This is a genomic window from Streptomyces sp. NPDC048389 (genome assembly GCF_040706335.1).
Classification (GTDB): Bacteria; Actinomycetota; Actinomycetes; order Streptomycetales; family Streptomycetaceae; genus Streptomyces.
Genome location: NZ_JBEZKP010000026.1, coordinates 69931 through 96465, shown reverse-complemented (window position 1 = coordinate 96465; position 26535 = coordinate 69931). Strand labels below are relative to the sequence as shown.

27 protein-coding genes, 1 pseudogene and 1 riboswitch are annotated in these 26535 nt (G+C 70.9%); of the genes and pseudogenes, 10 read left to right on the top strand and 18 right to left on the bottom strand.

Translation table 11 applies throughout. The features are described 5' to 3' along the window. Positions 1 to 118: 118 nt before the first annotated feature. Together AB0903_RS19445 and AB0903_RS19440 are read right to left on the bottom strand one after the other, a co-directional pair. A complete protein-coding gene (locus tag AB0903_RS19445) occupies positions 119 to 808 on the bottom strand; it encodes an SDR family oxidoreductase (RefSeq protein WP_366704339.1) in 690 nt (229 codons plus the stop codon). Between the two features lie 19 nt (positions 809 to 827). Next, a pseudogene (locus tag AB0903_RS19440) lies at positions 828 to 947 on the bottom strand (TIGR00730 family Rossman fold protein); the annotation flags it as partial. Between the two features lie 4 nt (positions 948 to 951). Here AB0903_RS19440 and AB0903_RS19435 point away from each other — a divergent pair. Beyond that, positions 952 to 1155 (top strand): hypothetical protein, encoded by a 204-nt coding sequence (locus AB0903_RS19435; RefSeq protein WP_366704337.1) that lies wholly within the window; start codon positions 952 to 954, stop codon positions 1153 to 1155. A 340-nt stretch (positions 1156 to 1495) separates the two neighbouring features. On the opposite strand, the gene mnmA is transcribed toward AB0903_RS19435, so the two are convergent. Further along, positions 1496 to 2623, bottom strand: coding sequence for a tRNA 2-thiouridine(34) synthase MnmA (mnmA, locus tag AB0903_RS19430; RefSeq protein WP_366704335.1), 1128 nt, complete (start codon positions 2621 to 2623; stop codon positions 1496 to 1498). A 61-nt stretch (positions 2624 to 2684) separates the two neighbouring features. Between mnmA and AB0903_RS19425 the strand changes: the two genes are divergently transcribed. Beyond that, positions 2685 to 3407, top strand: coding sequence for an N-acetylmuramoyl-L-alanine amidase (locus AB0903_RS19425; RefSeq protein WP_366704333.1), 723 nt, complete (start codon positions 2685 to 2687; stop codon positions 3405 to 3407). 36 nt (positions 3408 to 3443) lie between these two features. On the opposite strand, the gene AB0903_RS19420 is transcribed toward AB0903_RS19425, so the two are convergent. Beyond that, entirely contained in the window at positions 3444 to 4244 is an 801-nt protein-coding gene (locus tag AB0903_RS19420) for a DUF2182 domain-containing protein (RefSeq protein ID WP_366704348.1), read from the bottom strand. 177 nt (positions 4245 to 4421) lie between these two features. Between AB0903_RS19420 and AB0903_RS19415 the strand changes: the two genes are divergently transcribed. From AB0903_RS19415 to AB0903_RS19405, 3 genes are all read left to right on the top strand, one after another. Beyond that, positions 4422 to 5084, top strand: a complete 663-nt coding sequence (locus AB0903_RS19415) for a DUF1326 domain-containing protein (RefSeq protein ID WP_366704331.1) — start codon at positions 4422 to 4424, stop codon at positions 5082 to 5084. 150 nt (positions 5085 to 5234) lie between these two features. Next, positions 5235 to 5534, top strand: coding sequence for a hypothetical protein (locus AB0903_RS19410; RefSeq protein ID WP_366704329.1), 300 nt, complete (start codon positions 5235 to 5237; stop codon positions 5532 to 5534). A 100-nt stretch (positions 5535 to 5634) separates the two neighbouring features. Further along, positions 5635 to 6228, top strand: coding sequence for a hypothetical protein (locus tag AB0903_RS19405; RefSeq protein ID WP_366704327.1), 594 nt, complete (start codon positions 5635 to 5637; stop codon positions 6226 to 6228). Positions 6229 to 6270: 42 nt separating this feature from the next. Here AB0903_RS19405 and AB0903_RS19400 read toward each other — a convergent pair whose 3' ends face one another. The 4 genes from AB0903_RS19400 to AB0903_RS19385 all read right to left on the bottom strand — a co-directional run bounded on the left by AB0903_RS19400 (position 6271) and on the right by AB0903_RS19385 (position 9885). Further along, on the bottom strand, positions 6271 to 7602 hold the full coding sequence (locus AB0903_RS19400) for a 5'-methylthioadenosine/S-adenosylhomocysteine nucleosidase (RefSeq protein WP_366704325.1): 1332 nt from the start codon (positions 7600 to 7602) through the stop codon (positions 6271 to 6273). A 424-nt stretch (positions 7603 to 8026) separates the two neighbouring features. Next, positions 8027 to 9190: a cysteine desulfurase family protein gene (locus tag AB0903_RS19395; protein ID WP_366704323.1), complete on the bottom strand. Its 1164-nt coding sequence runs from the start codon at positions 9188 to 9190 to the stop codon at positions 8027 to 8029. A gap of 108 nt (positions 9191 to 9298) precedes the next feature. Continuing rightward, positions 9299 to 9685 carry a hypothetical protein gene (locus tag AB0903_RS19390; protein WP_366704321.1) on the bottom strand — a complete coding sequence of 129 codons (387 nt, stop codon included), beginning with the start codon at positions 9683 to 9685 and terminating at the stop codon, positions 9299 to 9301. Positions 9686 to 9729: 44 nt separating this feature from the next. After that, positions 9730 to 9885 (bottom strand): hypothetical protein, encoded by a 156-nt coding sequence (locus tag AB0903_RS19385; RefSeq protein ID WP_366704319.1) that lies wholly within the window; start codon positions 9883 to 9885, stop codon positions 9730 to 9732. Positions 9886 to 9991: 106 nt separating this feature from the next. Here AB0903_RS19385 and AB0903_RS19380 point away from each other — a divergent pair, with 106 nt between their 5' ends. Continuing rightward, entirely contained in the window at positions 9992 to 10606 is a 615-nt protein-coding gene (locus tag AB0903_RS19380) for a TetR family transcriptional regulator (protein ID WP_366704317.1), read from the top strand. A 444-nt stretch (positions 10607 to 11050) separates the two neighbouring features. Here AB0903_RS19380 and AB0903_RS19375 read toward each other — a convergent pair whose 3' ends face one another. The 10 genes from AB0903_RS19375 to AB0903_RS19330 form a co-directional block, all read right to left on the bottom strand. Continuing rightward, positions 11051 to 11899 (bottom strand): thioesterase family protein, encoded by an 849-nt coding sequence (locus tag AB0903_RS19375; RefSeq protein ID WP_366704315.1) that lies wholly within the window; start codon positions 11897 to 11899, stop codon positions 11051 to 11053. Between the two features lie 25 nt (positions 11900 to 11924). Further along, a complete protein-coding gene (locus AB0903_RS19370; RefSeq protein ID WP_366704313.1) occupies positions 11925 to 12599 on the bottom strand; it encodes a trimeric intracellular cation channel family protein in 675 nt (224 codons plus the stop codon). Positions 12600 to 12644: 45 nt separating this feature from the next. Further along, positions 12645 to 14018, bottom strand: a complete 1374-nt coding sequence (locus AB0903_RS19365) for an oligopeptide/dipeptide ABC transporter ATP-binding protein (protein WP_366704311.1) — start codon at positions 14016 to 14018, stop codon at positions 12645 to 12647. Beyond that, complete coding sequence (locus AB0903_RS19360; RefSeq protein WP_366704309.1) at positions 14015 to 15013, bottom strand: ABC transporter ATP-binding protein; 999 nt, start codon at positions 15011 to 15013, stop codon at positions 14015 to 14017. Before AB0903_RS19360 ends, AB0903_RS19365 begins: the two co-directional genes overlap by 4 nt. A gap of 6 nt (positions 15014 to 15019) precedes the next feature. Then, positions 15020 to 15973 carry an ABC transporter permease gene (locus AB0903_RS19355; RefSeq protein WP_366704346.1) on the bottom strand — a complete coding sequence of 318 codons (954 nt, stop codon included), beginning with the start codon at positions 15971 to 15973 and terminating at the stop codon, positions 15020 to 15022. A gap of 10 nt (positions 15974 to 15983) precedes the next feature. Next, the gene (locus tag AB0903_RS19350) at positions 15984 to 16988 is read right to left on the bottom strand and encodes an ABC transporter permease (protein WP_366704307.1); all 1005 of its coding nucleotides are present in this window, start codon (positions 16986 to 16988) and stop codon (positions 15984 to 15986) included. 86 nt (positions 16989 to 17074) lie between these two features. Beyond that, complete coding sequence (locus AB0903_RS19345) at positions 17075 to 18742, bottom strand: ABC transporter substrate-binding protein (protein WP_366704305.1); 1668 nt, start codon at positions 18740 to 18742, stop codon at positions 17075 to 17077. Positions 18743 to 18954: 212 nt separating this feature from the next. Continuing rightward, positions 18955 to 19746, bottom strand: a complete 792-nt coding sequence (locus AB0903_RS19340) for an enhanced serine sensitivity protein SseB C-terminal domain-containing protein (RefSeq protein ID WP_366704303.1) — start codon at positions 19744 to 19746, stop codon at positions 18955 to 18957. Positions 19747 to 19896: 150 nt separating this feature from the next. Beyond that, positions 19897 to 20646, bottom strand: coding sequence for an enhanced serine sensitivity protein SseB (locus AB0903_RS19335; RefSeq protein ID WP_366704301.1), 750 nt, complete (start codon positions 20644 to 20646; stop codon positions 19897 to 19899). Between the two features lie 127 nt (positions 20647 to 20773). Then, positions 20774 to 21478 (bottom strand): AAA family ATPase, encoded by a 705-nt coding sequence (locus AB0903_RS19330; RefSeq protein ID WP_366704299.1) that lies wholly within the window; start codon positions 21476 to 21478, stop codon positions 20774 to 20776. Positions 21479 to 21626: 148 nt separating this feature from the next. Beyond that, positions 21627 to 21723, top strand: a riboswitch (glycine riboswitch). 148 nt (positions 21724 to 21871) lie between these two features. Here AB0903_RS19330 and gcvT point away from each other — a divergent pair. The 4 genes from gcvT (at position 21872) to AB0903_RS19310 (ending at position 26386) form a co-directional block, all read left to right on the top strand. After that, positions 21872 to 23005: a glycine cleavage system aminomethyltransferase GcvT gene (gene gcvT / locus AB0903_RS19325; RefSeq protein WP_366704297.1), complete on the top strand. Its 1134-nt coding sequence runs from the start codon at positions 21872 to 21874 to the stop codon at positions 23003 to 23005. Positions 23006 to 23140: 135 nt separating this feature from the next. Then, positions 23141 to 23515: a glycine cleavage system protein GcvH gene (gene gcvH, locus AB0903_RS19320; RefSeq protein ID WP_264247360.1), complete on the top strand. Its 375-nt coding sequence runs from the start codon at positions 23141 to 23143 to the stop codon at positions 23513 to 23515. A gap of 33 nt (positions 23516 to 23548) precedes the next feature. Then, a complete protein-coding gene (gene glyA / locus AB0903_RS19315; protein ID WP_366704295.1) occupies positions 23549 to 24808 on the top strand; it encodes a serine hydroxymethyltransferase in 1260 nt (419 codons plus the stop codon). A gap of 207 nt (positions 24809 to 25015) precedes the next feature. Next, a complete protein-coding gene (locus AB0903_RS19310) occupies positions 25016 to 26386 on the top strand; it encodes an L-serine ammonia-lyase (protein ID WP_366704293.1) in 1371 nt (456 codons plus the stop codon). The last annotated feature ends 149 nt before the right edge of the window (positions 26387 to 26535 follow it).

Below are 26535 nucleotides of genomic sequence, written 5' to 3'. Positions count from 1 at the left end.
GGCAGCGGCCCGGCCGGCACGGCGACGGACGCCCGCGCAGGGGCGGCGGCGCACGACACGGTGCCGGCGCGGGCCCCGCGGCCCCCGATACCGCCCCCCGCCGCCGGCCCCTGGGACGTCAGCGCCCCGGACGTACCGTCAGGTCGTTGATCTCGGCGTCGCGCGGCAGGTCGACGGCGGTGAGGATCGCCGTGGCGACCGACTCGGGGTCGATCCAGCGGGAGGGGTCGTACTCCTTGCCCTCCTGCGAGTGGATCTTGGCCTGCATCGGGCTCGCGGTGCGCCCGGGATAGACGGACGTCACCCGCACGCCGTTCGCGTGCTCCTCGTGGCGCAGCGAGTCGGCGAGCGCCTTGAGGCCGTGCTTGGAGGCCGCGTACGCGCCCCACTCCGCGTGCGCGTTGAGCCCGGCGCCCGAGTTGACGAAGACCACGTGCCCCTGGGCGGCCCGCAGTTGCGGAAGGAACAGCCGGGTCAGCTCGGCCGGGGCGATCAGGTTCACGTTGAGCTGCTGGTGCCAGGTCCTGGGGCGCAGTTCGGCGACCGGTCCGAGGTCGACGATGCCGGCGATGTGCAGCAGGGAGTCGACGCTCTCGGGCATGGACTGGTGTCCGAGGGCCCAGGAGATCCGGTCGGGGTCCGCCAGGTCGGCGACGACGGTGCCGGCCCCCGGGTACCGTGCCTCGAACTCCTTGGCCCGCCCCGCGTCGCGCGCCACGAGGACGAGGTCGTCGCCCCGCTCGTGCAGACGGCGCGCGACGGCCGCGCCGATGCCGGATCCTGCGCCGGTGATCAGATGGGTGGTCATGCCCGCCATGCTCGCACCACCGCACGCCGGCCATCCCCTCGAGGTAGGCCATCGCGCCGGCCCTCCCGGCGAAGAACGCCAGCCAGGTGAGCGGCCGCGGCAGGTAACCCTGGTCCTCCATCCGCTGGAACTTGCTTCGGGCCGTGCACCGACGGGCCTCCTCGGCGCGGCCTCCGATCCCTGCGCCGGTTGTCGACGGCGGCGCGAGCCCGACCGGTCTGCGGGAGGCCGCCCGCGCCGTCTCCCACGCCCTCCCCCGCAGCGCCCACCGCACCCTGACGGGCCAGACCCACCACGCGGCCCCGCACGCCCTGGCGCCGACGCTGGTGGGGTTCTTCAGCCACTGAACGGCATCGCGGGCACGCGCCGCTCGGCCGCCCTCCGGTCACAGGTCCCGTACGGATCGGGCGGGTTCGAGCGGTGGTGCTGTTCTCCGTTCATGCCGTGGAGACCGCCGGTCATGTGCCTGAGTCGCGGCCCAGCGGCCAGGGCACGGCCGACGAACAGATACGGGGGGCCGTGCCGGCGGCTGCGGACCGGGTCCGAACTCGGCGCCGCGTCCGGCGTCGTCATCGGGGCGGGGTGCAACGGCAGCCGGGCAGCAAGGGCCTGGCCGGGGCTGGCAACACACAGGATCCGGGCGGGGGCGGGCGGGTCCGGGCGGGGCGAAGGGTCGCACCCGAGTCGTCACGCGACCGCGGCCGCCCGGCGGGTCGTCGACGCGATCGTCGCGGAGCCGACGACGCGGGTGCCGTCGTAGAGCACGATCGCCTGGCCCGGGGCGACGCCGCGCACCGGCTCGGTGAAGGAGACCCGCAGCTCCGAGCCGTCGACCAGCTCCGCCGTGACCTCGGTCTCACCGCCGTGGGCGCGGAGCTGTGCGGTGTACGTGCCGGGGCCCGTCGGGGCCGTGCCGCACCAGCGGGGCTTGATCGCGGTCAGGGCGGTGACGTCCAGCGCTTCTGCCGGGCCGACGGTCACGGTGTTGTCCACCGGGGAGATGTCGAGGACGTAGCGCGGCTTGCCGTCGGGAGCGGGGTGGCCGATGCGCAGGCCCTTGCGCTGACCGATGGTGAAGCCGTACGCACCGTCGTGGGTGCCGAGCTTCGCGCCGCCCTCGTCGACGATGTCGCCCTCCGCCCGGCCGAGGCGGTTCGCCAGGAAGCCCTGGGTGTCGCCGTCGGCGATGAAGCAGATGTCGTGGCTGTCGGGCTTCTTGGCGACCGCCAGCCCGCGCCGCTCGGCCTCGGCCCGGATCTCGTCCTTGGTGGTCAGCGTGTCTCCGAGCGGGAACATCGCGTGCGCGAGCTGCTTCTCGTCGAGCACGCCCAGGACGTACGACTGGTCCTTGGCCATGTCGCTGGCACGGTGCAGCTCGCGGCTGCCGTCCTCGCCCGTCACGACCGTGGCGTAGTGGCCGGTGCACACGGCGTCGAAGCCGAGCGCGAGCGCCTTGTCGAGCAGTGCCGCGAACTTGATCTTCTCGTTGCAGCGCAGGCAGGGGTTGGGCGTACGGCCCGCCTCGTACTCGGCGACGAAGTCCTCGACCACGTCCTCGCGGAAGCGTTCGGCCAGGTCCCACACGTAGAAGGGGATGCCGATGACGTCCGCGGCACGGCGGGCGTCGCGCGAGTCCTCGATGGTGCAGCAGCCGCGCGCTCCGGTGCGGAACGACTGCGGGTTCGCGGAGAGCGCCAGGTGCACACCGGTGACGTCGTGGCCCGCCTCTGCGGCACGGGCGGCGGCGACGGCGGAGTCGACTCCGCCCGACATGGCGGCGAGGACACGGAGGGGGCGCTGGGAGGTCTCAGTCATAGCGGTACCAGGGTACGGGCCCCGGGGAACCGAATGCTCGTGAGTATGCGTTGTGACCGTCATGGGGAGCGAGAAGAAGCACGGCAGGGGCGGTCGCGGCGTGAGCCGGCGGGCCGTGCTCATCGGCGGTGGCGCGGTGCTCGTGGGCGGCGGGCTGCTGGCACAGGACGAGCTGCGGCAGGCATGGTGGCGGCTGCCGGGCATGGCCAAGCCGCGCAAGGAGGGCGAGCTGGACCACGCGGGCGCGGAGTGGACGGCCGCGTCGCGGGCGAACTGGCGGCTCGCCGACCGCCCGGACGACTTCGGCATCGACACGGTGATCATCCATGTCGTCCAGGGCAGCTACCCGACGGCCCTGAGGGTCTTCAAGGACCCCGGCCACGGCGCCGCGACGCACTACGTGGTCCGCAAGGACGGCCATGTGGCGCAGATGATCCGCGAGCTGGACGTCGCCTTCCACGCGGGGAACCGCTCGTACAACGAGCGCAGCATCGGCATCGAGCACGAGGGCTTCGTGCACCGTCCACAGGACTTCACGGACGCGATGTACCGGTCGTCGGCGAAGCTGACGGCCGGTATCTGCGTCCGCTACGACATACCCGTCGACCGCGAGCACATCATCGGCCACGTCGAGGTCCCGGGCACGGACCACACCGACCCGGGCCCGCACTGGGACTGGCCGAAGTACATGAAGCTGGTCCGTGACGCGATGCCTCAGGCGCGCAGAGCGGCAAAGGCCCGGCAGGCCGCGCATGCAGCAGCAGTGGCGGAAGCGAGCGCCTGAGGCGCCGCGTCCTGCGCCCTCCCAGGGCCGGACCCGTCAGGGCATGTGCATCGGCGCGTCGGACGGTTGCAGCCCGGGCAGCAGCCAGTCCTGGAACGGTGCGAGACCGGCGAGCACCAGGAGGATCACCCCGACCGCTGTCGAGAACGCCGGTCCCAGCCGCCACAGCTTCTCGATGAAGATCACCGCCGCGACACCCGCCATCGCGGCGATGTTCATGACACCGAGCGGGATGAGCACGATCATCAGACCCCAGCAGCAGCCCACGCAGTACAGACCGTGGTGCGCCCCCACGCGGAAATCCCGGGCCCAGTGCCTGAACTGCGCGTAGCCCATCAGCTGGCTCATCGGACTGCGGCAGTGCCGCAGGCACACGTTCTTCAGTGGCCCGAGCTGCTGGAGTCCGGCCAGCAGGAACACGGTGAAGCCGATCCAGCGGCCCGCGCCGGGGTGATCACGGACAAGGTCTCCGGTGGCAGCCAGGGCCCAGTACGCGAGGAGCCCGAAGGCCGTCCAGACGAACAGGTAGCCCCCGGTGAACGCGGCGGTTCGTGCCGCCCGTGCCACGCCCGTCGAACTCCGGCCGATCCACCGTACCCAGGTGATCGCCACGGGAGCCACCGACGGCAGCATCATGGCGGCCATCATCACCAGCCACAGCAGCAGGAACAGGGGGATGCCCATCCCCATCGTCCCGGGCTCGACCCCCATGTCGCCCGCCTGCCGGACGGTCAACACCCAGGCGAGAACGGCTATCACCACGAGCAGGGACCAGGCGGCCACGAGCACACGGGCCGGCAGCAGATTCCCCTGCCGCAGCGGCGGCTCGGCGGGCATCCGCCGGTGATACGCGGTGGTGGTCCGGGAGTGGTTCACGGGGCTCCTCCACGGCGGGGCCGCCAGACAGGAGGTCTCCTTCCAGCACAGCACGTCACGGCATGCCTCGCACCTGTGGCCCTGGACCGGCGATCGGGGACGGGTGCACGATGGAAAGGAGGTGGAGGAGGTCCGGAAATGACTGACACGGCCCAGACACCACAGACCATTCCCCGCTGGCATCTTGCCGGGGACTGGTTCGACACGTGCAAGTGCAACGTCCCGTGCCCCTGTTCCTTCGCGCAGCCGCCCACGTTCGGCGATTGCGAGGGAGTCCTGGTCTGGCACATCCGTGAGGGCAGCTACGGAGACGTCACCCTCGACGGCCTCAACGTACTGATGCTGGGCTCCTTCGTCGGCAACGTCTGGGGCGAGCACTCCGACTCCTACGCCGCGATCTTCGTCGACGAGCGGGCGGACGAGGGACAGCGCGAAGCCATCGGGACCATCTTCAGCGGACAGGCGGGAGGCTGGCCCAGCGAATTCGTGAAGGTCGCCGACATGGAGATGCGGGGCATGGAATACGCCCCGATCGAATTCCGGATCGACGACGACCTGGGGTCCTGGAGCGCCGCCGTCCCCGGCCGCGTCGAGGCACGCGCGGATGCACTCACCGGCCCGACCACCCCGGAGGGCGCTCGCGTCCAGACCACCAACCTGCCGGGCTCCGAGACCGGACCGGGCCAGGTCTCGACCTGGGGCCGCTCGACGGCCGACCGGGCCGACGCCTACGGGTTCCAGTGGAGCCGCGAGGGCCAGTCCAGCAAGCACATCACCTTCGACTGGGCGGGGCCGGGCTGAGCCCTGGTGTACCGAGGGATCGGCAAGCTCTCAAGACATATCCCCCGTCACTCACCGTGTCGGCCGCTTTCCGTGATGTCGCTTATTCCGGCGTGTTCCGGGGCAGGAAGAGCTAGCCGGAAAGCCGGATGCTGCTCAGGGGGAGGCCCGATGAGCTGGAGCGAATTCAAGAAGGCGCTGGGGGAAGCGGCGAGCGAGACGGTGGTCAGCTATCCGTTCGTGTCCACCATCACCGAGTGGATGCACATGGAGGACGACGAGGCGCTGGACGCGATAGCCGAGTACGTCGCCGGGGCGACGCCTTCGGTTTTGCAGAAGATGGACAAGCACCTGCGGGAGACGACCGTCAACGAGTACAAGCGTGAGCAGCGGCAGCGTCTCGTCGTCTTCTACGCCTGCTTCAAGTACCTGGAGGCCCGGAAGACGGGGAGTTTCTCGGCACGTTGGTGACCGCTGCGTCGGCGCCCCGACATCTCGTAGTTCGTCGGCCAGGGCCGGGCGCGGCCCTGGGCGAGGCCATCGGGGAAACCAGGCATGGGGGGAGACGGGCGTGGGGGAACGCGTAACCATCGGGGATCTGCTGTTGACGGAGTACCAGGCGCTCAAGGAGGAGCAGCGCGCGCGTATCGGTTTCCGGGACAATCTTCTGTACGCCATGCTGGCCGCGATCGCCGCCGTCGTGGCGGCTGTCCTCCAGGCAAAGGGGCGGCCCGAGTTGCTGCTGTTGCTCCCGCCGGTCTCCGTCCTGCTCGGCTGGACCTATCTGGCCAACGACGAGAAGATCTCGGCCGCCGGTCGCTACGTCCGCGAGGAGCTGGCGCCCCGGCTGGCGTCCCTGGCGAATGCGTCACCGGCGAGCGTGTCCCCGTCCCCTGACCGTGAGGAACCGCGGGTCTTCGGCTGGGAGATCGCCCACCGCGCCGACGCCCGTCGTAGATCACGAAAGCTGCTGCAGCTCGCCGTGGATCTGCTCGCGTTCTGTGCGATTCCGCTGGCCGCTCTGGTGGTGTTCTGGGTGGCGGGAGATGCCGGTGTCGTGCTCGTGGCGGTATCGGTCCTCGAACTGCTGGCGGTCGCCGCCCTGGGCGGTCAGATCGTGCGGTACTCGGACCTGACCGCGTCCCGGGGACCGGACCGAGGGTGAACCGGCCGGAGATGGGGGTGGCAGGCGGAAAAGCCCCGCCGGTCAGTGCCGCGGCGACCAGGGGCCCGACGGAGCGAGGGCGTCCCGCAACGCTTCCAGGAACCACAGCCACCCTTCGAGCGGGGCCTTGTCGCCGTCGATGCCGGCGACCACGTGCTCCTGGTTGCCGCGCCGGACCGTCAGCCGGTGTCCCGTGCGCGTGAGGCGGCCGAGGCTCTCGGAGTCCAGGCTCCGGGTCTCGGGGTCCAGGGAGAAGTCACAGGACCACAGATCGGTGTGCGCCACCCCGAACGGCACGGGCAACGACGGTCGGAACCGTATGCCCCACGTGGTGACCACAGCGACATTCGGCGTGAGCGTCAGCAGGCTGAACGAGTTCTCGGGCTGCCACACCAGAAGGATGTCCTCTCCGCGTTCGGTGGGGCACCAACGGCGTACGCGGTCCAGCTCCGTCCTTGAGAGTGTGGTCGCGTCCTTGAGCAGGCCCGGAGGAAGGTCCAACCGTCGCAGCACGTCCTGAACCGTCTGCCGTATGTCCGCGACGGCCGCGGGCTGCAACCGGCCCAGGACCGCTTCCAGCGCCGCCGCCGCGTGCGCAGCCGCCTTCTCCTGGGAGCCTGCGGCGTCCGCCCTGGCCTTCCTGCCGTCGGCGTGGTCGCTGATCCCACGGATGCTCAGTACTGGCAGACTGCCTGCGAGATGAGCGGCCTGGGCGACGCCGGCGCTCTCCATCTCCACGGCGACGGCATCGCTGTAGACGGTCCTGAGACGCTGCGCCAGGGCCGAGCGGTTGGAGCCGAGCACCACCTCACCGGCTGCGACGGGCTTGAAGTGGACCTTCGGTACGGCCCCCGGGCGGTGGGCGGCGAAGAGGGAACGCCCCGCGTCCCGCAACAGGGCATCGACCTGCTGCCGTACGCCCGCGGCGCCGCGGATGCGTGAGATCCACCGATCGTCGCGCAGGGCCGCGCGGGCCTGTTGCTCCAGCGCGTGGGGGGCGTCCCAGACGCGGGGCCGGGCCAGCCGGCCCTCATCGGTCTCCTTGCCGCCGTGGTAGGCGTACACGCGGGTGGCGACGACGACATCGCCCAGCGCCACGTCCTTCTTGAGCCCTCCGGCAACCCCGACGAAGAACACCGCCTCCGGCTTCAGCCACTCGCGGGCCCGCTCGGTGATGACGGCGGCCGACTGGTTGCCCTCGCCGATCTCCGCAAGAGCGACCCGCCAGGAGGTGCCGGCGAAGGTGCCCACGTCGAACACCGTGCCCGCCGGGTGCTGCAGAGGCAGGAGGTCGTCCAGATGCGCGCTCACGGCCCTGAACTCCAGTGGCAGCGCGGTCAGTACCACGACGCCGCCGCTGCCCCTCGCCCCCATGCCGCGTCCCCCTCGTTGCCCCGCGACTACCTTCGTGCCCCTCGTACCCACTCGTCCACCGGCGTACCCCTTGTCCCCGGCACCGCGGGCTCCGGTCCCGGGCGGACGCCGGCCCGCCGGCTCAGGGGCTCGTGCGCCGTCCGGACGCGTCACGCCGCTTGCGCCGCAGTCGGGCGCCGACGCCGGTGGAGCCGGCCGGCCATGAACCCGCCGATCGCCACGACGGCGACGGGCACCACCCGCCGCGGGAGTGCGAGCCACCTGGCTGGGAACCGCAGGGCGAAACACGTGACCAGCAGGGTGAAGAACAGCACTTTGCCAAGGGCGACAGGCAGCCGTGGCCCGCTTGCGCCTGCCGCTTTCCGGCAACCCCCGGCAGAGGCCCATCGGCAACAGGTGTCGCCACGTTCGGGCAGCGGCGCCGTCAGCTCAGCCCCGCCGTGCGCGCCCTTTCGACCGCCGGGCCGATGGCCTGGGCGACGGCTTCCACGTCGGCCTTCGTCGAGGTGTGCCCGAGGCTGAAGCGCAGGGTGCCGCGGGCCAGGTCGGGGGGAGTGCCGGTGGCGAGGAGCACGTGGCTGGGCTGTGCGATGCCCGCGGTGCAGGCGGAGCCGGTGGAGCACTCGATGCCCTGGGCGTCGAGCAGCAGGAGCAGCGAGTCGCCCTCGCAGCCGGGGAAGGTGAAGTGCGCGTTGGCGGGCAGCCGGTCGACCGGGTCGCCGCCGAGAATCGCGTCGGGGACGGCGGAGCGCACTGCGCGTACGAGATCGTCGCGCAGGCCGCCGATGTCACGGGCGAAGTCCTCGCGGCGCTCGGCGGCCAGCCGTCCGGCCACCGCGAAGGCCGCTATGGCCGGGGCATCGAGGGTGCCGGAGCGTACGTGGCGTTCCTGGCCGCCGCCGTGCATCACGGGCACCGGGCTGTGCTCGCGGCCGAGCAGCAGGGCGCCGATGCCGTACGGCCCGCCGATCTTGTGGCCGGACACCGTCATCGCGGCAAATCCCGAGGCGGCGAAGCCGACGTCGAGCTGGCCGACGGCCTGGACGGCGTCGGCGTGCAGCGGGACGCCGAACTCGGCGGCGACGGCTGCCAGTTCACGGACCGGCATGACCGTGCCGATCTCGTTGTTGGCCCACATGACGGTGGCGAACGCCACGTCGTCCGGGTTGCGCCCGATGGCTTCGCGCAGCGCCTCGGGGTGGACCCTGCCGTAGGAGTCGACCGGCAGGTACTCGACCGTCGCGCCCTCGTGTTCGCCGAGCCAGTGGACCGCGTCCAGGACGGCGTGGTGCTCGACGGGGGAGGCGAGGACGCGGGTCCGGGCCGGGTCGGTGTCGCGGCGGGCCCAGTACAGGCCCTTGACGGCGAGGTTGTCGGCCTCGGTGCCGCCCGAGGTGAAGACGACCTCGCTGGGGCGGGCGCCGAGGGCTTCGGCGAGGGTTTCGCGGGCCTCCTCGACGGTACGGCGGGCCCGGCGCCCGGCGGCGTGGAGCGAGGAGGCGTTGCCGGTGACGGCGAGCCGGGCGGTCATAGCCTCGATCGCCTCCGGCAGCATCGGAGTGGTCGCGGCGTGGTCGAGGTAAGCCATGGTGGCCCCGATTCTACGAGGCCCGGCGGGGGCACGGACGCGGCGCAGGGGGCACGGGCGTCCGGGGTGCGCGCCGGGAGCGGCTCGGTCCCGGCGGGCGTGGGGATGTCAGCCGCCGAAGCTCCAGACGACCGCACCGTTGACGGTCACGAGGACGGCGAGCACCACGAGGTCGGCGACGCCGAGTGCGAGGCCGAGCACGGCCCGGCCACGGCGGGCGGTGCCGCGCCGCAGGGCGAGGGCCCCGAGGACGACGGCGGCCGGGCCGAGCACGATGTTCATCACGAGCAGCCCGACGAGGCCGAGCACGAACGCGGCGACGGCCATGCCGTCGGCGTCCTTGCGTCGCGCCTCGGCGGGCCCGTCGGCCGTGCCCTCCCGCGGGTGGTCCGCCGGGCCGTGCCCGGCCGCCGGTGTCCCGGCGGGGTTCTCGGGCGCGGCGGCCGTGCGGTCGCCACCGCGGCGCTGCGGACGCACGAGTTCGGTGAGTTGCATGACGTCTCTCCTTCCGGTGCCGGTACGAGGAGCCTGCGGGCGCTTCAGTCGCGGCGGGCGCGGCCGCGCTCGCGCACGGCGAAGAGGAGCAGCCAGCAGCCGATGGCGGAGGCGGCCACCAATGAGACGGACGCGGGCAGTTGGACCACCGCGCCCAGCATGATTCCCATGAGGAGGAGTGCTGCTACGAGGGCGATCATCGTCATCCTTTCGGCGACTTTTCGGTGAACACTTGTCGGTACGAGTGTTCACTGACTGCTGAGTCTATGCTTCCTTTTCCCGGAGAACGGTTGTTTACTGAATGTCATGAGTCACACGGTGGGCGTCCGGCAGGCCCAGAAGCAGAAGACCCGCCAGGCCCTGCTCGACGCGGCGCTCCGGCTGCTGGCGGACCAGAGCCTGAGCAGCCTCGGCCTGCGCGAGGTCACCCGGGCCGTGGGCAGCGCCCCGACCGCGTTCTACCGGCACTTCAGGGACATGGCCGATCTCGGGGTGGCGCTGGTGGACGAGACGCTCGGCAGCCTGCGCGTACCGATCGGCAGGGCGCTTCACGAGGACGGCGACGAGCAACGCATCGAGCGCGCGGTCGGCCTGGTCGCCGAGCTGGTCCGCACCTCGCCGCTCCATGTGCGCTTCGTCGCGCGCGAGCGGCACGGCGGTGTGGCCCCGGTCCGCGCGGCGATAGCGGAGCAGTTGCGGCGGTTCACCGACGAGGTGGCGCAGGCGTTCGCCGACGAGCCTGATTCGGCCGGCTGGGCGGAGGAGGACCTGCGGATGCTGGCCGCCGTGTATGTCGACCACATGATGGCCGCGGGGTACGCCTTCCTGGAGGCGGGCCCGGAGGGTGAGGATCGAGTGGCTCGCACCGCGCGCCGCCAGCTCCGGCTGATCAGCCTGGGGCGCCGCCACTGGCTGGACTGACCGCCCTGCGGCCGCGCGCACCGGGTGCGGGCGGCGCTCGCGGGGACTCACCCGGTGCCGCTGCCGGCCACCGGGCACCGGACGCCGCCTTCACCCCCAGGGCCGCAGGAATCGACGGTGCACCGGCGCGGCCCGGCACGTGCCTCCCAGGCCGGAGGCGCCTGCGGACGCCCGGCACGGCGGGACACCCGCCGCGCGGACCCGGCGCATGGGCAGGACCCCGCGCGCGGACCCGGCGGGCACGACACACGGCAGAACCCTCACGCGCGGACGGCGGGCACGACCCACGACGCGACCTCACGCGCGGCCCCGGGGACAGACGCATGGCTGGACCACACCGCGCGGCCCCGGCGGGCACGACCCAACGGCAGGACCCTTCGCGCGGACCCGGCGAGTGGGGCACCCCGGGGCGTCGGCCGACCCCGCGCCCCGGGGCGGGACGGGTCAGCGCCGAGGCGCCTTGGCCAGCTGCCGGGACTGGGCGACCAGGCGGTCCGCGGAGTCCCAGACGTCCGCGTCCTCCTCCAGGAAACCGCCCGCCAGGTTCCGCGTGGTGATCGAGACGCGCAGCGGGCCCGGCGCCGGGCGGCAGCGGATGTGGGTGGTCAGTTCCACGGTCGGGGTCCAGCCGGTGAGACCCAGCTCGAACGAGGTCGGGGGCAACGCGTCGACCGTCAGCAGCAGCGACAGCGGGTCCGCGTCACGCCCGTCCGCCAGACCGAACCAGCCGCGCATCTCGCCCTTGCCCGACGGTGCGCCGACCGCCCACCCGACGGTCGCCGGGTCCAGCCTGATGTCCAGCCGCTCGGTGATCGCCGAGCTGCCCGGGATCGGGGCCGGGCCGTCCGCAGGGCCGAGGCAGTGCTCGATCGGCGGGATCGCCGGCGGCTTGGCGGTGGTGCGGACGTCGTCCGGGAGGGCGTCGAGGTCGCCGTACGTCGCGAGCACCCGGATGCGCTCGACCTCCGCCCCGTCCTGCGCGTACTGGAAGAGGGACGCCTGACCGGTGGAGAGTGTGCGCCCGGTACGTACCGTCTCCGTGCGGATCACCGCGGGCCCGGGCTGCGAGGCCGTGAGGTAGTGGGCCGACACCGAGAAGGGGTCGGAGTGCGGCAGCGCGTCGCCGAGCGCCCGGCCCAGAAGGGCCAGCAGGTAGCCGCCGTTGACGGCGTGGATGATCGTCCAGCCCGCCGAGAGTTCCGCGTCGTAGACGCCCGCCTCGCGCAGGGTGACCGCCGTGTCGCGGTCGAACTCACTGTTGCCGACGGTCGCCTGAGCCACTGCTTCTGCCATGGCGGTACCGTACAACAAACAACTACTAAGCGGTAGCTTTGTGGTCCTCCTCACTGGCCTCCGAGCGGCGGTTCCACGCCCTCGGCGCCCGCCAGTGGTAGCGCATGGCCAGCAGCCGCAGCAGGAAGGCGGTCGTCGCGGCCAGCCCGCTGGTCAGCGGGTTCAGTACGTCGAACCGGATGCACAGCACCACCATCGTGGCGCCCACCATCGCGGGCACCGCGTACAGATCACGGTCCCAGCGCAGCAGTGACGGCACCTCGTTGGCGAGCACGTCGCGCAGTACGCCTCCGCCGACGGCCGTGGCGAGACCCAGGGTCGCCGACGCGGTGAGCCCGAGGCCGTACTCGTACGCCTTGGTCGCGCCCGTCACACAGAACAGACCGAGACCGGCCGCGTCGAAGACGTTGACGGCCACCTGGATCCGCTCGACATGCGGATGGAGGAAGAACACCAGGCCCGTCGCCACCAGCGGCGTGACGAAGTAGCCGAGGTCGGTGAAGGCCGCGGGCGGTACGGCCCCGATGATCAGGTCACGCAGCAGACCGCCGCCGAGCGCCGTGACCTCGGCGAGAACGGCCATGCCGAACACGTCGAAGTTCTTGCGCACGGCGAGCAGCGCGCCCGAGATCGCGAAGACGAAGATCCCGACGAGCTCGAGCGCATGCTGGACGGAGGGCGTGAACAGTTCCTGGAGCACCGAACAGTTGTACAACGCTCGGTGCTCCAAGATGTGGACCGTCCGTCAGGCGGTCTTGCCCGGCTCCTCCCCGGAAGCGTCCGACTCCGGAGCGTCGGCGTCCGCACCATCCACGTTCGGAGCGTCCCCGGCGGACGCGCCCGGCTTCGAAGCATCCTGCTCCGCCTCCGTGACGGCAGCCGTGCCCGAGGCGCCGGACTCCTTGCCGCCTGCCGGCACCTCGGCCTGCTCGGCGGGAGCAGTGGCCTGGACCGGCACCTTCGCCTGAACCGCGGGGGCGTCCGGCCTGGTCGTCGAGTCGGCCGGAAGCAGGGAGGCCGGGACCGGCGCAGCGCCCCGCGGCGCCTCCGCCGCGGCGTCCGCGCCTTCCTCGGCCCCGGTCCCGGTCCGCGTGACGGCCTCGGTGCCGGTCTCCCGGGTGAGCCCGATCGTTCCGGCGTCGATCTCGGCCGCGAAGTGGCAGGCCACCTTGTGCCCGTCGCCGACGTCCGTCAGCACGGGACGCTCCACCGCGCACTTGTCCTGCGCCCAGGGGCACCTGGTGTGGAAGCGGCAGCCCGACGGCGGGTTCGCCGGCGAGGGCAGGTCGCCCTGGAGCAGGATCCGCTCGCGCCGGTCCTCGACCTCCGGGTCGGGCACCGGCACCGCCGACATGAGCGCCTTGGTGTACGGGTGCTTCGGCCCCGCGTACAGCGCGTCGCTCGGCGCCTCCTCCACCAGCGAGCCCAGATACATGACGCCGATGACGTCGGAGATGTGGCGGACGACGGCGAGATCGTGGGCGATGACGAGGTAGGTGAGGCCCAGCGACTCCTGGAGCTCCTCCAGCAGGTTGATCACCTGCGCCTGCACCGACACGTCGAGCGCGGAGACCGGCTCGTCGCAGATGATCACGTCGGGCTCGAGGACCAGCGCGCGGGCGATGCCGATGCGCTGGCGCTGACCGCCGGAGAACTCGTGCGGGTAGCGGGAGAGCGCGTTGGTGGGGAGGCCGACCTTGGCGAGGATCGCCTTGATCTTCTCCCGGCGCTCGTCCTGGTCCTTGCCGATCCCGTGCGCGGCCATGCCCTCGCTGAGGATCGACTCGATGTTCTGCCGCGGGTTGAGGCTGCCGAGCGGGTCCTGGAAGACCATCTGCAGACGCCTGCGGAACCGGCGCATCTCCTCCTCGGGCAGCTTCGCCAGGTCGGTCCCGTCGAAGACGACCTCGCCGTCGGTGATGTCCACCAGCCGCAGCACGCTGCGGCCGAGCGTCGTCTTGCCGCAGCCCGACTCGCCCACCAGCCCGTACGTCTGGCCGGCCTCGACCTTGAGCGACACACCGTCGACGGCGTAGACGTGGCCGACCGTGCGGTCGAAGAGGATGCCCTTCTTGACCGGGAAGTGGACCTTGACATCGTCGAGTTCGAGCAGACTCATGCCGAGACCTCCGCCTTGGACTTGGGAAGGACCGGGTTGACGCACCGGACCTGGTGTCCGGCCGCGCGTGGTTCGGTCAGTTCGGGTGTGCCGGTCAGGCACTCCATCGTGTACCGGTCGCAGCGGGGCGCGAAGGCGCAGCCGTCGGCCCAGGCGATCCGGTCGTTGATGGATCCGCGGATCGGAGTGAGCGCCTCTCCGCGCGGAGCGTCGAGCCTCGGGATGGAGCCGAGCAGTCCGTGCGCGTACGGGTGGGTGGGGTGCGCGAACAGCTCGCGGCGGCCCGCGGATTCCACGGCCCGGCCCGCGTACAGGACGTTGACCTGGTCGCAGAGGCCGGCCACGACACCCAGGTCGTGGGTGATCATCAGCAGGGCGGTGCCCTCCTGGTCGACCAGTTCCTTGAGGAGTTCGAGGATCTGCGCCTGGATGGTCACGTCCAGCGCGGTCGTCGGCTCGTCGGCGATGAGCAGCCGGGGCGCGCAGGCGACCGCCATGGCGATGAGCGCGCGCTGGCGCATACCGCCGGACAGCTGGTGCGGGTACTCCTTGAGCCGCCGGTCCGGGTCGGGGATGCCGACCCGGTCCAGCAGGTGGACGGCCTCCTTGCGGGCGGCCTCCCCCTTCAGTCCGCGGTGCCGCTGGAGGATCTCGGTGACCTGGATTCCGATCGGGATGACCGGGTTCAGCGAGGACAGCGGGTCCTGGAAGATCATCGCGAGCTGGCTGCCGCGCATGTCCCGCAGCTTGCGCTCGTTCATGCCGAGCAGGTCCCGGCCGTCGAAGACGGCACGTCCGCCGAGCTTCACGCCCTTGCGCGGGAGCAGCCCCATCAGGGCGAGCGAGGTCACGGACTTGCCGCAGCCGGACTCGCCGACGAGGCCCACGACCTGGCCCTGGTCGACGTCGAAGGAGACGCCGTCCACGGCCGTCGCGTCCTTGCGGCCCTTCGCGGTGAAGGTGACGCTGAGTTCTTCAACAGAGAGCAGTGCCATGGGACTTCAGCCTCGCAGCTTCGGGTCGAGGGCTTCGCGCATGGCCTCGCCGAGCAGGGTGAAGCCGAGGGCGGTGATGATGATGCCGATGGCGGGGTAGGCCGCCATCAGGGGCTCGTTGTCGAAGAACCGTTCGGCCTGGGCGAGCATGACACCCCACTCCGGGGTCGCCGGGTCGGGGTTGCCGAGGCCCAGGTAGGACAGGGCCGCGGCCTCGATGATCGCGGTGGCCAGGCTGAGCGTCGCCTGGACGATCACCGGGCTGAGCGAGTTCGGCAGGATCTGGGTCAGCACGATCCGCTTCTTGCGGATGCCGAGCGCCTTGGCCGCCAGCACGTAGTCGGAGCCGCCCTGCACCAGCATCGAACCGCGCAGCAGTCGCGCGAAGATCGGGATCTGCACGACACCGACGGCGATCATCACGGTGGTCAGCGACTGGCCCATCACGGCGGCGATCGAGACCGCCAGCAGCAGCGACGGCAGCGACAGCATGATGTCGGTGAAGCGCATGACCACGGTGTCGATACGCTGCCCGGTCCTGCCACCGAGGGTCGCGGCCGCACCGGAGAGCACGCCGACGAGCGTGCCGATGATCAGGCCGATGAGCATCGACACCACGCCGACCATCAGCGTCTGCCGGGCGCCGACCAGGATCCGGGAGAACATGTCGCGGCCGAGGTGGTCGAGGCCGAACCAGTTCCCACCGCGCGCGCCGACGAACTCGCCCTTGTTGGCGAAGACCTCGCTGCGCCAGGTCTGGGCGGACGGGCTGTACGGGGCGAGCCACGGTCCGACGATCGCCAGCAGCACGAACAGTCCGATGACGGCGGTGCCGATGATCGCCATCTTGCTGGCCCGCAGCCGTCGCATGGCTTCACGCCACAGGCTCGCGCCGCTGGTGACCTCCGACGTCTGCATCAACTCGGCAAGCCGGTCGATCTTGTCGGCCTTCTTCGTCATGGTCGTCACGTCAGTGCACCCGCACTCTCGGGTCGATGATGCTGTACGCGAGGTCGACCAGCAGGTTGATGAGGACGTACACCATCGCGATGAAGAGGATGAACCCGACGAGCACCGGGTAATCGCGGGCGTCGATCGAGGTGCGGATGAAGTTGCCGATGCCGTTGAAGGAGAAGACCGATTCGGTCAGCACCGCGCCCGACAGCAGGCTTCCGGTCAGCAGACCGACGGCGGTGATCACCGGCAGCAGCGCGTTGCGCAGCACATGGCGGCCGCGGACGACCTTCTTCTCGAGTCCCTTCGACTCTGCGGTGCGGACGTAGTCCTCGCCGAGAACCTCCAGGACGCTGGCGCGGGTCATCCGGACGATGACGGCGAGCGGGATTGAGGAGAGTGCGACGGCGGGCAGGATCAGGTGGTGGATCGCATCCAGGCTGGCGTCGAGCTCACCGGTCAACAGGCCGTCGAGGACGGCGAATCCGGTGACGTCCGTGGCGTTCATACCGGTGTCGAGCCGTCCGAACGTCGGAAAGAGGCCGAGATTGACGGCGAAGACGCCCTTGAGAATCAGCGCGAGGAAGAACACCGGGATACAGATGCCGATCAGCGATCCGGACACCGAGGCGACGTCGAGCCAGCCGCCGCGGTGTTTGGCCGCAAGATAGCCGAGCGGGATGCCGACGACGACGGCAAGGATGATCGCAAGGACGCTGAGTTCGACCGTCGCGGGGAAACGCGTCGTGAACTCGTCCCACACCGGCCGACCGGTCTGGACCGAGGTGCCGAGGTCCAGTTCGAAGATGCGCTTGAGGAAACGCCAGTACTGGACATAGACGGGTTGGTCGAGCCCGAGGGCCCGGTTGATGCGCGCCACTTCGGCTTCGGTCGCCCGCTCGCCCAGGATCGCTGAGGCGGGTCCGCCGGGCAGCCGGTTCAGCCAGAGGAAGAGCAGAACCGACAGGCCGAGCAGGGTGGGTATGAGCTGTAGCAGTCTTCGTACGACGAGTCGCAGCACCCCGCATGCCCCTTTCTTACGTGCGTTGATGCGGGTCCGCCCGGCCACCGAGGTTCTGTGGCCGGGCGGTCCCGCTGGGGTTTCGGTTACTTGAAGGAGACCTCGGCGAAGTTCTCCTGCGTCAGCGGGGAGACCTTCGGCGGGTTCACGTTCTTGGCGAACGCGATGGCCGGCGGGGAGGACGAGATCGGGACACCCGGGACGTACTCCATGATCGCCTCGTTGGCCTTCTTGTACGCCTCGGTGCGACCCGCGGAGTCGGTCACCTTGGAGGCGGCGTTCACCGCGTCGAAGACCTTCTTGTCGTTGAAGCCCCACTGCTTGTCGGGCCCGGCGAACCAGGTGCCGATGAAGTTGTAGCCGTCGTTGAAGTCACCGGTCCAGCCGAGCATGTGCAGGGCACAGGAACCGGCCTCGGTGGCGTCCAGGTAGTCCGGGGCCCACTTCATGGCCTTCGGCGTGACGGTGACACCGGCCTTCTCCAGGTCGGCCTTCATCCGCTCGAACATGTCCTGCGGGGCCGGCATGTACGGGCGGGTGACCTCGGTCGGGTAGCAGAACTCGACCTTGAGCTTCTCCTCACCGGCCTGCTTGAGGAGGTCCTTGGCCTTGTCGGTGTCGAACGGGTAGGTCTTCACCTTGTCCGAGAAGCCGGCGACCGTGTCGGGCATGAACTGGGTCGCGACCTTGCCGCCCTCGGGCAGCTGCGTCTTGACGATGCCCTCGCGGTCGATGGCGTGCGAGATGGCCTGCCGCACCTCGGGCTTCTTCAGCGCCGGGTTCGCGGACTGCGTCATACCGACGTAGAAGATGTTGAAGACGTCACGGGTCGGGACCTCGAAGCCCTCACCCTCCAGCGTCTTCACATCGGCGGGCGCGACCAGGTCGTAGCCGTCGATGTCACCGGCCTGCAGCGCCTGACGGCGGCCGGCCTCGGTGTCGATCGTGCGGAAGACCAGGTTCTTGACGTGGGCCTTCTCGCCCCAGTAGTCGTCGAAGCGCTCAAGGGTGACTTCCTTGTTGCCCTTGTTCCACTTCACGATCTTGTACGGACCGGTGCCGGCGACCGTGCCGGCCTCCTGGCTGTACTTGGGGTACGTGATCGCGTCGCCCTTGGCGGTCGCGTCCTGCTTCTCGTACTCCTTGATGGCCTTCGGCGAGTGGATCGCCAGCGCCTGGAGGGAGAAGCCGCCGGGCAGGTTCGCCGAGGGCTCGTTGACCTCGATGACCGCCGTGTTCTCGTCCTTCGCCGTGCAGGACTTGTAGTTCGGCTTCGGGGCTTCCTCGTCCTCGTTCTTGGCGAAGCCGCCCATGATGGTCTGCCAGTAGTAGGAGACCGCGCTCGACTGGTAGGTGCCCTTCCAGTTGAACCAGTGGTCGTAGTTCGCGCAGACCGCGGCGGCGTTGAACGCCTCGCCGTCGTGGAACTTCACACCCTGGCGCAGGTTGAACGTCCAGACGGTGCCTTCGGGGTTGCTCGACCACTTCTCGGCCAGACCGCCGACGAGCTCACTGCCCCCCGACTCGTGCTCGAGCAGCGCCTCGAATGCCTGACGGGTGACCCGGAAGGTCTCACCGTCGCTCGCGAGGGCAGGGTCGAGGGAACCGGGGTCACCGGCGCCGGCGAACACGAAGGTGTCCTTGTCGCCCCCCTTGTCCCCTTCGCTCCGCTCGCTGGCGCAGCCGGTGGCGATCAGGCCGACGGCCACCGCCGCCGTGATCGCCCGGACAGCTCCGGACTTGAATATTCGCATGGGTCCACCCCGAGGTTCCGCCGTGGGAGAGGTCTTGACGGCCGAACACTACAGACGGGAGACACCCGGGAGAACAGTCCGGATAACGGTGATACCTACTCGAGACCCGGACACTCAACAAACCGGGCAGATACGGGACATCCTCGACCGGCGAGTTAACGCCCTTGACATCTCCCGGAGTTCTTCCTCGGAGTCCGTCGCGATGTCGCAACTCAGCGGTTGTGCGGCGGAGGGTAGCCGTAGCCAGCGCCGGCGGCCGGGGCAGCGGCGTGGGCATCACGGTCGTAGAAGGGACGCGTGTTGACCCGCATCCACATGGTGACCGGGTCGTACTCGTCGGACATGGCAACCGTCGACACCGGCAGACCGTCCGGGACCGCGGCGACGGACTGCCGCATCATCGCGCGCACCGCGTCCACCGACTGCGGAGCGGTGTCGTAGAGGTCCAGGCCGATCGCCAGGTACGCGGGCCCGATCGACGGCTGCACCCAGGCGCGCCGCAGGGAACGGACGGCGGCCGTGCGGTGCGCGTTCTGCGTCAGCAGGGCGTAGAACTGCGGGATCTCGATCGCGGGCTCCGTCAGCCGCAGCGGTCCGGCGGGCATCCGGTCGAGACCCGTGGCGATACGGCGCAGATCCAGCCACGGGATGCCGACGCCGCCGCCGGGCGCGTGCGGGTTGAGCCAGATCCCCCAGCGGTCCGGGTACAGGGCGCGGGCGATGTCGCGGCCGCCGGTGACCTCGTGCGCACGGTTCCAGCCGGACACGGCGAGTTCCTGGGCGGAGGTGACGCACGGCGCGTAGCAGACGCCGTCGACCTCCATGTTTCCGTACTGGGCGGCGGGCGAGCCCGGCCGGCCGTGCCACAGCAGCATCCAGATCCGGCCGCCCGAGGGGTCGGCGAGGGCATGCAGCAGCGCCTCGTACGCGTCGTAGCGGCCCGGAGTCACCTGGCGCAGCATGTGCTCGACCTGCCCGGCCGCCGCGGTGCCTGACGCACTCACCCTGTTCCGCCCCTCTTCGGTCCCACCGTTTGGCCCACCGTCTCGCTCACCGTTCCGCGCAGCGACGCACGCGCCGTCCCTCACGCCCGCCGTCAGGCTGGTCAGGCCATCAAACCAGCTTAATCGGCCATGCCGGCACAGACTTGACCACTACACATACTGCCGCTCGTAGAACGGTCGCACGCGCTCCAGCATCCAGTCGCCCACCGGGTCCTGCGCAACGTCGAGAAGCACCAGGTTGACGGGCCACGGCAGCTGGACCCGGCCCAGGGCGCGGCCGAGGGCGTCCATGGGAGCGTTGCGGTCGGCGGCCTCCCACGACGAGAGCTGCACGCCGATGAACAGCGACGGCGCGTCACCCTCGACGGAGGCGAGCGCGCGGCGGGCGGTGGCGACGACGCCGGTGCTCTCGAACTCGCCGGCGGCGGCGGAGAGGAAATCGACCGGCTCCTCCTTCCAGTCCGGCTCGAAGAGCCGGACCCGGCCGCCGGAGGCCCCACCGTCGAGCGGAGTCCGCCCGACCCGGCACAGTTCGGCCACGGCGGGCGGCGGCAGGGGCACACCGACGGCACCGCCCGGGTTGACGGCGATGCCGAGCTGCGGGGGCAGACCACGGGCGAAGTCCCTGGCCGGGGCGACGGTGAACGGCATGTGCCCGCCGACGCACTGGAGGAACTGCTGCTCGGAACTGAAGACGGGGACGAAGGCTCCGCCGTCGACGTCCATGGTCGGAAGATCGAGGTCGCGGCTGTCCGGACCGCCGCCGTTCGGGAGGGGCACCCATATCGGGCTGCGTCCGAGCACCTCGACGAGGCGGCCTCCGGCCGCGGGGTTGCCGAGGGAAGCGGCGAGCACCTCTTCGAGCTCGTTGGCGGGCCAGGCGGGGGCGGGTGTCTCCATGCGGGTCGTCCTTCGTACGGGGCGGTACGCCGGGCGTACGGGGGCGGTACGCCGGGCCCGACGATAGCGCCGGGCGGGCCGTCGCCGGGCAGGGGCCCGCCCCTCCCGGCAACGGCCCGCCCCGCCGTCACTCGAAGCCGAGCCGCCCCAGCGCCCCCGCAGCGTCACGGTCCAGCAGGACCGCCGACGCGCACCCCCACGGCAGCCGCCCCGCCTCCGCGTCCGCGACCAGGCGGGACACGGCCCGGCGGTGGCGGGCGAAGGCGTAACCGGAGACGCCGCGCCCGCGCTCACGCTGGCCCGCTCGCGCGACTTGGGGGCTCACGTCGAGCAGCACCAGGTGCAGGGACGTGCCGCGCCGCCGCGTCTCGCGGGCGAGCCAGCGCCGGACCCACGCCTGCGTGCCGCAGTCGTGCACGACGACGCTCTCGCCGGAGCGCAACGCACGCCGCAGCCCGGCGTAGTGGGCGAGGCGGACGAGCGGGCGGTAGACGGCGTACGGCAGGAAGCGGGGCGCGCGGGCGTCCCACCGGTCCCGGGTGTCCTGCGAGTCGATGCCGAGGCCCTGTGCCGCGCGCCGCATCAGCGTCGACTTTCCGCTGCCGGGGAGGCCCGAGACGACCACCACGTCACCCGGGGCGAAGACCAGGCTGTGCGGGCTGCGCCCGGCGCCCCGGCGCAGGTCGCACAGGACGGGGACCGGCGCCGCAGCGGGCGCGACCGGCGCGAGGGGCAGCGCGGCCCCCGTCCGGGACGGGACGGCGGGCATACCCGGCGGCGCCGGCACCCCCGCGGTCGTGGCGGCGTATGCACCGGTCGGCTGCAACGTCATCCCCATCCCCCTTCGGGTCGTCCCCACAGCCTTGCCCATGAAGTGTAAAGAATTGGTAATACGGCTCAAGCGATTTCAGGGCGGCCTCTTCGCTCCACTCTTCCCCGATGCGTGCAATGATGTGCGCGCCAACTCCATACCGGCCGCTTGAATCCGCGCGGGAGAGTCCCTGCCACCTGTGTGGCGGGCGCCGAAGGAGCAAGTTCCTCCCTTGAATCTCTCAGGCCCCGTACCGCGCGCGATGAGGCAGATCTGAAAAGCGAGCCGCGCCGAGCCGGCTCCACCCAAGGTGCAAGTCACGACTACCCGTACGCGTGGTCGGGGCGAACCTCTCAGGTTCCGATGACAGATGGGGAGGATTGTCCTCGCAGCCATGCCCTGGGAGCCACACCTATGAGCAACGCCCCCCGTCTGACCGCACTCGACGCCCTGCACAGGTCGCTGGGCGCGACCATGACCGATTTCGCCGGCTGGGACATGCCCCTGCGGTACGGCAGTGAGCGCGACGAGCACAACGCCGTCCGCACCAAGGCCGGTCTCTTCGACCTCTCCCACATGGGCGAGATCACCGTCACGGGCCCGCAGGCGGTCGACCTGCTGGACTACGCGCTGGTCGGAAACATCGCCACCATCGGCCCCGGCCGCGCCCGGTACACGATGATCTGCCGGACCGACGGCGGCATCCTCGACGACCTGATCGTCTACCGGCTCGGCGAGAGCGAGGCCCCCGAGTACATGGTCGTCGCCAACGCCGGCAACGCCCAGATCGTGCTCGACGCCCTCACCGAGCGCGCCCAGGGCTTCGACGCCACCGTCCGCGACGACCGTGACGCGTACGCGCTGATCGCCGTCCAGGGCCCCGAGTCCCCCGGCATCCTGCGGTCGCTGACCGACGCCGACCTGGACGGTCTGAAGTACTACGCGGGCCTGCCCGGCACGGTCGCGGGCGTCCCGGCGCTGATCGCCCGCACCGGCTACACCGGTGAGGACGGCTTCGAGCTGTTCGTCGAGCCGCAGCACGCCGAGAAGCTCTGGCAGGCGCTGACGGAGGCGGGCGCGCCCGTCGGTCTGATCCCCTGCGGCCTGTCCTGCCGCGACACGCTGCGCCTGGAGGCGGGCATGCCGCTGTACGGGCACGAGCTGACCACCGCGCTCACACCGTTCGACGCGGGCCTCGGCCGGGTGGTGAAGTTCGAGAAGACCTCCAACGACGGCCGCTTCGTGGGCCGCGAGGCGCTCGCCTCGGCCGCCGAGCGCGCCGAGACCGCGCCCCCGCGCAAGCTCGTGGGCCTCGTCGCCCGGGGCCGCCGCGTTCCGCGTGCCGGGATGCAGGTCGTCGCCGGCGGCCGGGTCGTCGGCGAGGTGACCTCCGGTGCGCCGAGCCCGACCCTGGGCAAGCCGATCGCCATGGCGTACGTCGACGCCGCCCATGCCGAGCCCGGGACCGAAGGCGTCGGCGTCGACATCCGCGGCACCCACGAGCCGTACGACGTCGTCGCGCTGCCGTTCTACAAGCGCCAGAAGTGATCCCCCGGCGCCGGAAGCGATCCCCCGGATGCCAGATCCGTGGGCGCCGGAAGCGATCCCCCGGTTGCCGGAAGTGACCGTCCGCACCCCCTCCCCGTTCACCAGCACTCCCCCGCGTACAGGAGAATTCAGGTCATGAGCAACCCCCAGCAGCTGCGCTACAGCAAGGAGCACGAGTGGCTGTCGACCGCCGAGGACGGCGTGTCGACGGTCGGCATCACGGAGCACGCGGCGAACGCGCTCGGCGACGTGGTGTACGTCCAGCTCCCCGAGGTCGGTGACACGGTGACCGCGGGCGAGACCTGCGGCGAGCTCGAGTCCACCAAGTCGGTCAGCGATCTGTACTCCCCCGTCTCCGGTGAGGTCACCGAGGCCAACGAGGACGTCGTCAACGACCCGTCGCTGGTGAACTCCGCCCCGTTCGAGGGCGGTTGGCTGTTCAAGGTGCGCGTCAGCGAGGAGCCGAAGGACCTGCTCTCCGCGGACGAGTACACCGAATTCGCCGGCTGACCGAGCGCTGACCCAAACGTTAGGGACCGAGTGATGTCGCTTCTCAACACCCCTCTCCATGAGCTGGACCCGGATGTCGCCGCCGCTGTCGACGCCGAGCTCCACCGTCAGCAGTCCACCCTCGAGATGATCGCCTCGGAGAACTTCGCTCCGGTCGCGGTCATGGAGGCCCAGGGCTCCGTCCTCACCAACAAGTACGCCGAGGGCTACCCGGGCCGCCGCTACTACGGCGGCTGCGAGCACGTCGACGTGGTCGAGCAGATCGCGATCGACCGCGTCAAGGCGCTCTTCGGCGCCGAGCACGCCAATGTGCAGCCCCACTCGGGCGCACAGGCGAACGCGGCCGCGATGTTCGCGCTGCTGAAGCCGGGCGACACGATCATGGGCCTGAACCTCGCCCACGGCGGTCACCTGACCCACGGCATGAAGATCAACTTCTCCGGCAAGCTCTACAACGTCGTCGCCTACCACGTCGACGACGCCACCGGCCAGGTCGACATGGCCGAGGTCGAGCGGCTCGCCAAGGAGTCCAAGCCGAAGCTGATCGTGGCCGGCTGGTCCGCGTACCCGCGTCAGCTGGACTTCGCGGCCTTCCGCCGGATCGCCGACGAGGTCGGCGCGTACCTGATGGTCGACATGGCCCACTTCGCGGGCCTGGTCGCCGCGGGTCTGCACCCCAACCCGGTGCCGCACGCCCACGTCGTCACCACCACCACGCACAAGACCCTCGGCGGTCCGCGCGGCGGTGTGATCCTGTCGACGCAGGAACTCGCCAAGAAGATCAACTCGGCGGTCTTCCCCGGCCAGCAGGGCGGCCCGCTGGAGCACGTCATCGCGGCCAAGGCGGTCTCCTTCAAGGTCGCCGCCTCCGAGGACTTCAAGGAGCGCCAGCAGCGCACGCTGGACGGCGCCCGCATCCTCGCCGAGCGCCTGGTCCAGGCCGACGTCACCGAGCACGGCGTCTCCGTCCTGTCCGGCGGCACGGACGTGCACCTGGTCCTGGTCGACCTGCGCAACTCCGAGCTGGACGGTCAGCAGGCCGAGGACCGTCTCCACGAGGTCGGCATCACCGTCAACCGCAACGCCATCCCGAACGACCCGCGGCCCCCGATGGTCACCTCGGGTCTGCGGATCGGTACCCCGGCGCTCGCCACCCGCGGCTTCCAGGACGAGGACTTCCGCGAGGTCGCGGACATCATCGCCGAGGCGCTGAAGCCGTCGTACGACGTGCCGGCGCTGAGCGCCCGGGTGACCGCCCTGGCCGCGAAGCACCCGCTCTACCCCGGCCTGTGACGGATATCCCGTAACAGCCCGGAGCAAAACAAAAGGGGCACCGCGCACACTGGAACGGTGAGCGCGGTGCCCCGCACCACGTAGGCACCACGCCGACACCCCCGCACCCCCGCACCCCCGCACCCCCGCACCCCCGCAATGCCTCTGCTCCCACCCGCTGCACTACACGGCAGACAACGGCGTCTACCACCCCACAAGGAGTTCCCCGTGGCCCTCTCGGTCTTCGACCTGTTCTCGATCGGCATCGGCCCGTCCAGCTCCCACACGGTGGGCCCCATGCGCGCCGCCCGGATGTTCGCCCGCCGCCTGAAGAACGAGGGCCTGCTGGCCCACACCGCCTCGATACGCGCCGAGCTGTACGGCTCCCTGGGCGCGACCGGCCACGGCCACGGCACACCGAAGGCCGTCCTGCTGGGCCTGGAGGGCAGCTCCCCGCGCACGGTCGACGTCGAGACCGCCGACGAGCAGGTCGAGCGGATCAAGACGGACCGGCGGATCAACCTCCTCGGCGCCCACGAGATCGGCTTCGACTTCGACGAGGACCTGGTCCTGCACCGCCGCAAGGCCCTGCCCTACCACGCCAACGGCATGACGGTGACCGCCCGCGACGCCGAGGGCACCACGCTGCTGGAGAAGACGTACTACTCGGTGGGCGGCGGGTTCGTCGTCGACGGGGACGCGGTCGCGGGCGACAACCCGATCATCCCCGACGACACGGTCCTCAAGCACCCGTTCCGCACCGGTGACGAGCTCCTGCGGCTCACCAGGGAGACCGGCCTGTCGATCTCGGCGCTGATGCTGGAGAACGAGAAGGCATGGCGCACCGAGGACGAGATCCGCGAGGGCCTGCTCGAAATCTGGCGCGTCATGCAGGCGTGCGTCTCGCGCGGCATGTCCCGCGAGGGCATCCTCCCCGGCGGCCTCAAGGTCCGTCGCCGCGCCGCCACCACGGCCCGCAAGCTGCGCTCCGAGGGCGACCCGCAGGCCCTGGCCATGGAGTGGATCACGCTCTACGCGATGGCCGTCAACGAGGAGAACGCGGCCGGCGGCCGGGTCGTCACCGCCCCCACCAACGGCGCGGCGGGCATCATCCCGGCGGTCCTGCACTACTACATGAACTTCGTGCCGGGCGCCGACGAGGAAGGCATCGTCGACTTCCTGCTCGCCGCGGGCGCGATCGGCATGCTCTTCAAGGAGAACGCCTCCATCTCCGGCGCCGAGGTCGGCTGCCAGGGCGAGGTCGGCTCCGCCTGCTCGATGGCCGCCGGCGCGCTCGCCGAGGTCCTGGGCGGCTCGCCGGAGCAGGTCGAGAACGCCGCGGAGATCGGCATGGAGCACAACCTCGGCCTCACCTGCGACCCGGTCGGCGGCCTGGTCCAGATCCCGTGCATCGAGCGCAACGGCATGGCGGCGGTCAAGGCCGTCACCGCGGCCCGGATGGCGATGCGCGGCGACGGCAGCCACAAGGTGTCCCTGGACAAGGTCATCAAGACGATGAAGGACACGGGCGCGGACATGTCGGTCAAGTACAAGGAGACGGCGCGGGGCGGGCTCGCGGTGAACATCATCGAGTGCTGAGGCGGCATGCGCCTTCGCCCGAGCGGTCGGTGCTCCGGTCGTCGGCCGAGCGGGCGTCAACACGTCGTCCAGGGTGCCCTCACCCTTCGACTGACCCGGGCGATGCGGTGAGCGGTACCGTCTGATGTGTTGCCGCAGAACGGAGTTCG

Excerpts from the sequence above, each read along its gene's own strand:
- AB0903_RS19360 (WP_366704309.1), bottom strand. The coding sequence starts at position 15,013 with ATGGCACTGCTCTCTGTTGAAGAACTCAGCGTCACCTTCACCGCGAAG.
- mnmA (WP_366704335.1), bottom strand. The coding sequence starts at position 2,623 with ATGACTGAGACCTCCCAGCGCCCCCTCCGTGTCCTCGCCGCCATGTCG.
- AB0903_RS19355 (WP_366704346.1), bottom strand. The coding sequence starts at position 15,973 with ATGACGAAGAAGGCCGACAAGATCGACCGGCTTGCCGAGTTGATGCAG.
- AB0903_RS19425 (WP_366704333.1), top strand. The coding sequence starts at position 2,685 with ATGGGGAGCGAGAAGAAGCACGGCAGGGGCGGTCGCGGCGTGAGCCGG.
- AB0903_RS19385 (WP_366704319.1), bottom strand. The coding sequence starts at position 9,885 with ATGATCGCCCTCGTAGCAGCACTCCTCCTCATGGGAATCATGCTGGGC.
- gcvT (WP_366704297.1), top strand. The coding sequence starts at position 21,872 with ATGAGCAACGCCCCCCGTCTGACCGCACTCGACGCCCTGCACAGGTCG.
- AB0903_RS19345 (WP_366704305.1), bottom strand. The coding sequence starts at position 18,742 with ATGCGAATATTCAAGTCCGGAGCTGTCCGGGCGATCACGGCGGCGGTG.
- AB0903_RS19365 (WP_366704311.1), bottom strand. The coding sequence starts at position 14,018 with ATGAGTCTGCTCGAACTCGACGATGTCAAGGTCCACTTCCCGGTCAAG.
- gcvH (WP_264247360.1), top strand. The coding sequence starts at position 23,141 with ATGAGCAACCCCCAGCAGCTGCGCTACAGCAAGGAGCACGAGTGGCTG.
- AB0903_RS19330 (WP_366704299.1), bottom strand. The coding sequence starts at position 21,478 with ATGACGTTGCAGCCGACCGGTGCATACGCCGCCACGACCGCGGGGGTG.
- AB0903_RS19400 (WP_366704325.1), bottom strand. The coding sequence starts at position 7,602 with ATGGGGGCGAGGGGCAGCGGCGGCGTCGTGGTACTGACCGCGCTGCCA.
- AB0903_RS19375 (WP_366704315.1), bottom strand. The coding sequence starts at position 11,899 with ATGGCAGAAGCAGTGGCTCAGGCGACCGTCGGCAACAGTGAGTTCGAC.
- AB0903_RS19445 (WP_366704339.1), bottom strand. The coding sequence starts at position 808 with ATGACCACCCATCTGATCACCGGCGCAGGATCCGGCATCGGCGCGGCC.
- AB0903_RS19415 (WP_366704331.1), top strand. The coding sequence starts at position 4,422 with ATGACTGACACGGCCCAGACACCACAGACCATTCCCCGCTGGCATCTT.
- glyA (WP_366704295.1), top strand. The coding sequence starts at position 23,549 with ATGTCGCTTCTCAACACCCCTCTCCATGAGCTGGACCCGGATGTCGCC.
- AB0903_RS19380 (WP_366704317.1), top strand. The coding sequence starts at position 9,992 with ATGAGTCACACGGTGGGCGTCCGGCAGGCCCAGAAGCAGAAGACCCGC.
- AB0903_RS19410 (WP_366704329.1), top strand. The coding sequence starts at position 5,235 with ATGAGCTGGAGCGAATTCAAGAAGGCGCTGGGGGAAGCGGCGAGCGAG.
- AB0903_RS19335 (WP_366704301.1), bottom strand. The coding sequence starts at position 20,646 with ATGGAGACACCCGCCCCCGCCTGGCCCGCCAACGAGCTCGAAGAGGTG.
- AB0903_RS19395 (WP_366704323.1), bottom strand. The coding sequence starts at position 9,190 with ATGGCTTACCTCGACCACGCCGCGACCACTCCGATGCTGCCGGAGGCG.
- AB0903_RS19420 (WP_366704348.1), bottom strand. The coding sequence starts at position 4,244 with ATGCCCGCCGAGCCGCCGCTGCGGCAGGGGAATCTGCTGCCGGCCCGT.
- AB0903_RS19390 (WP_366704321.1), bottom strand. The coding sequence starts at position 9,685 with ATGCAACTCACCGAACTCGTGCGTCCGCAGCGCCGCGGTGGCGACCGC.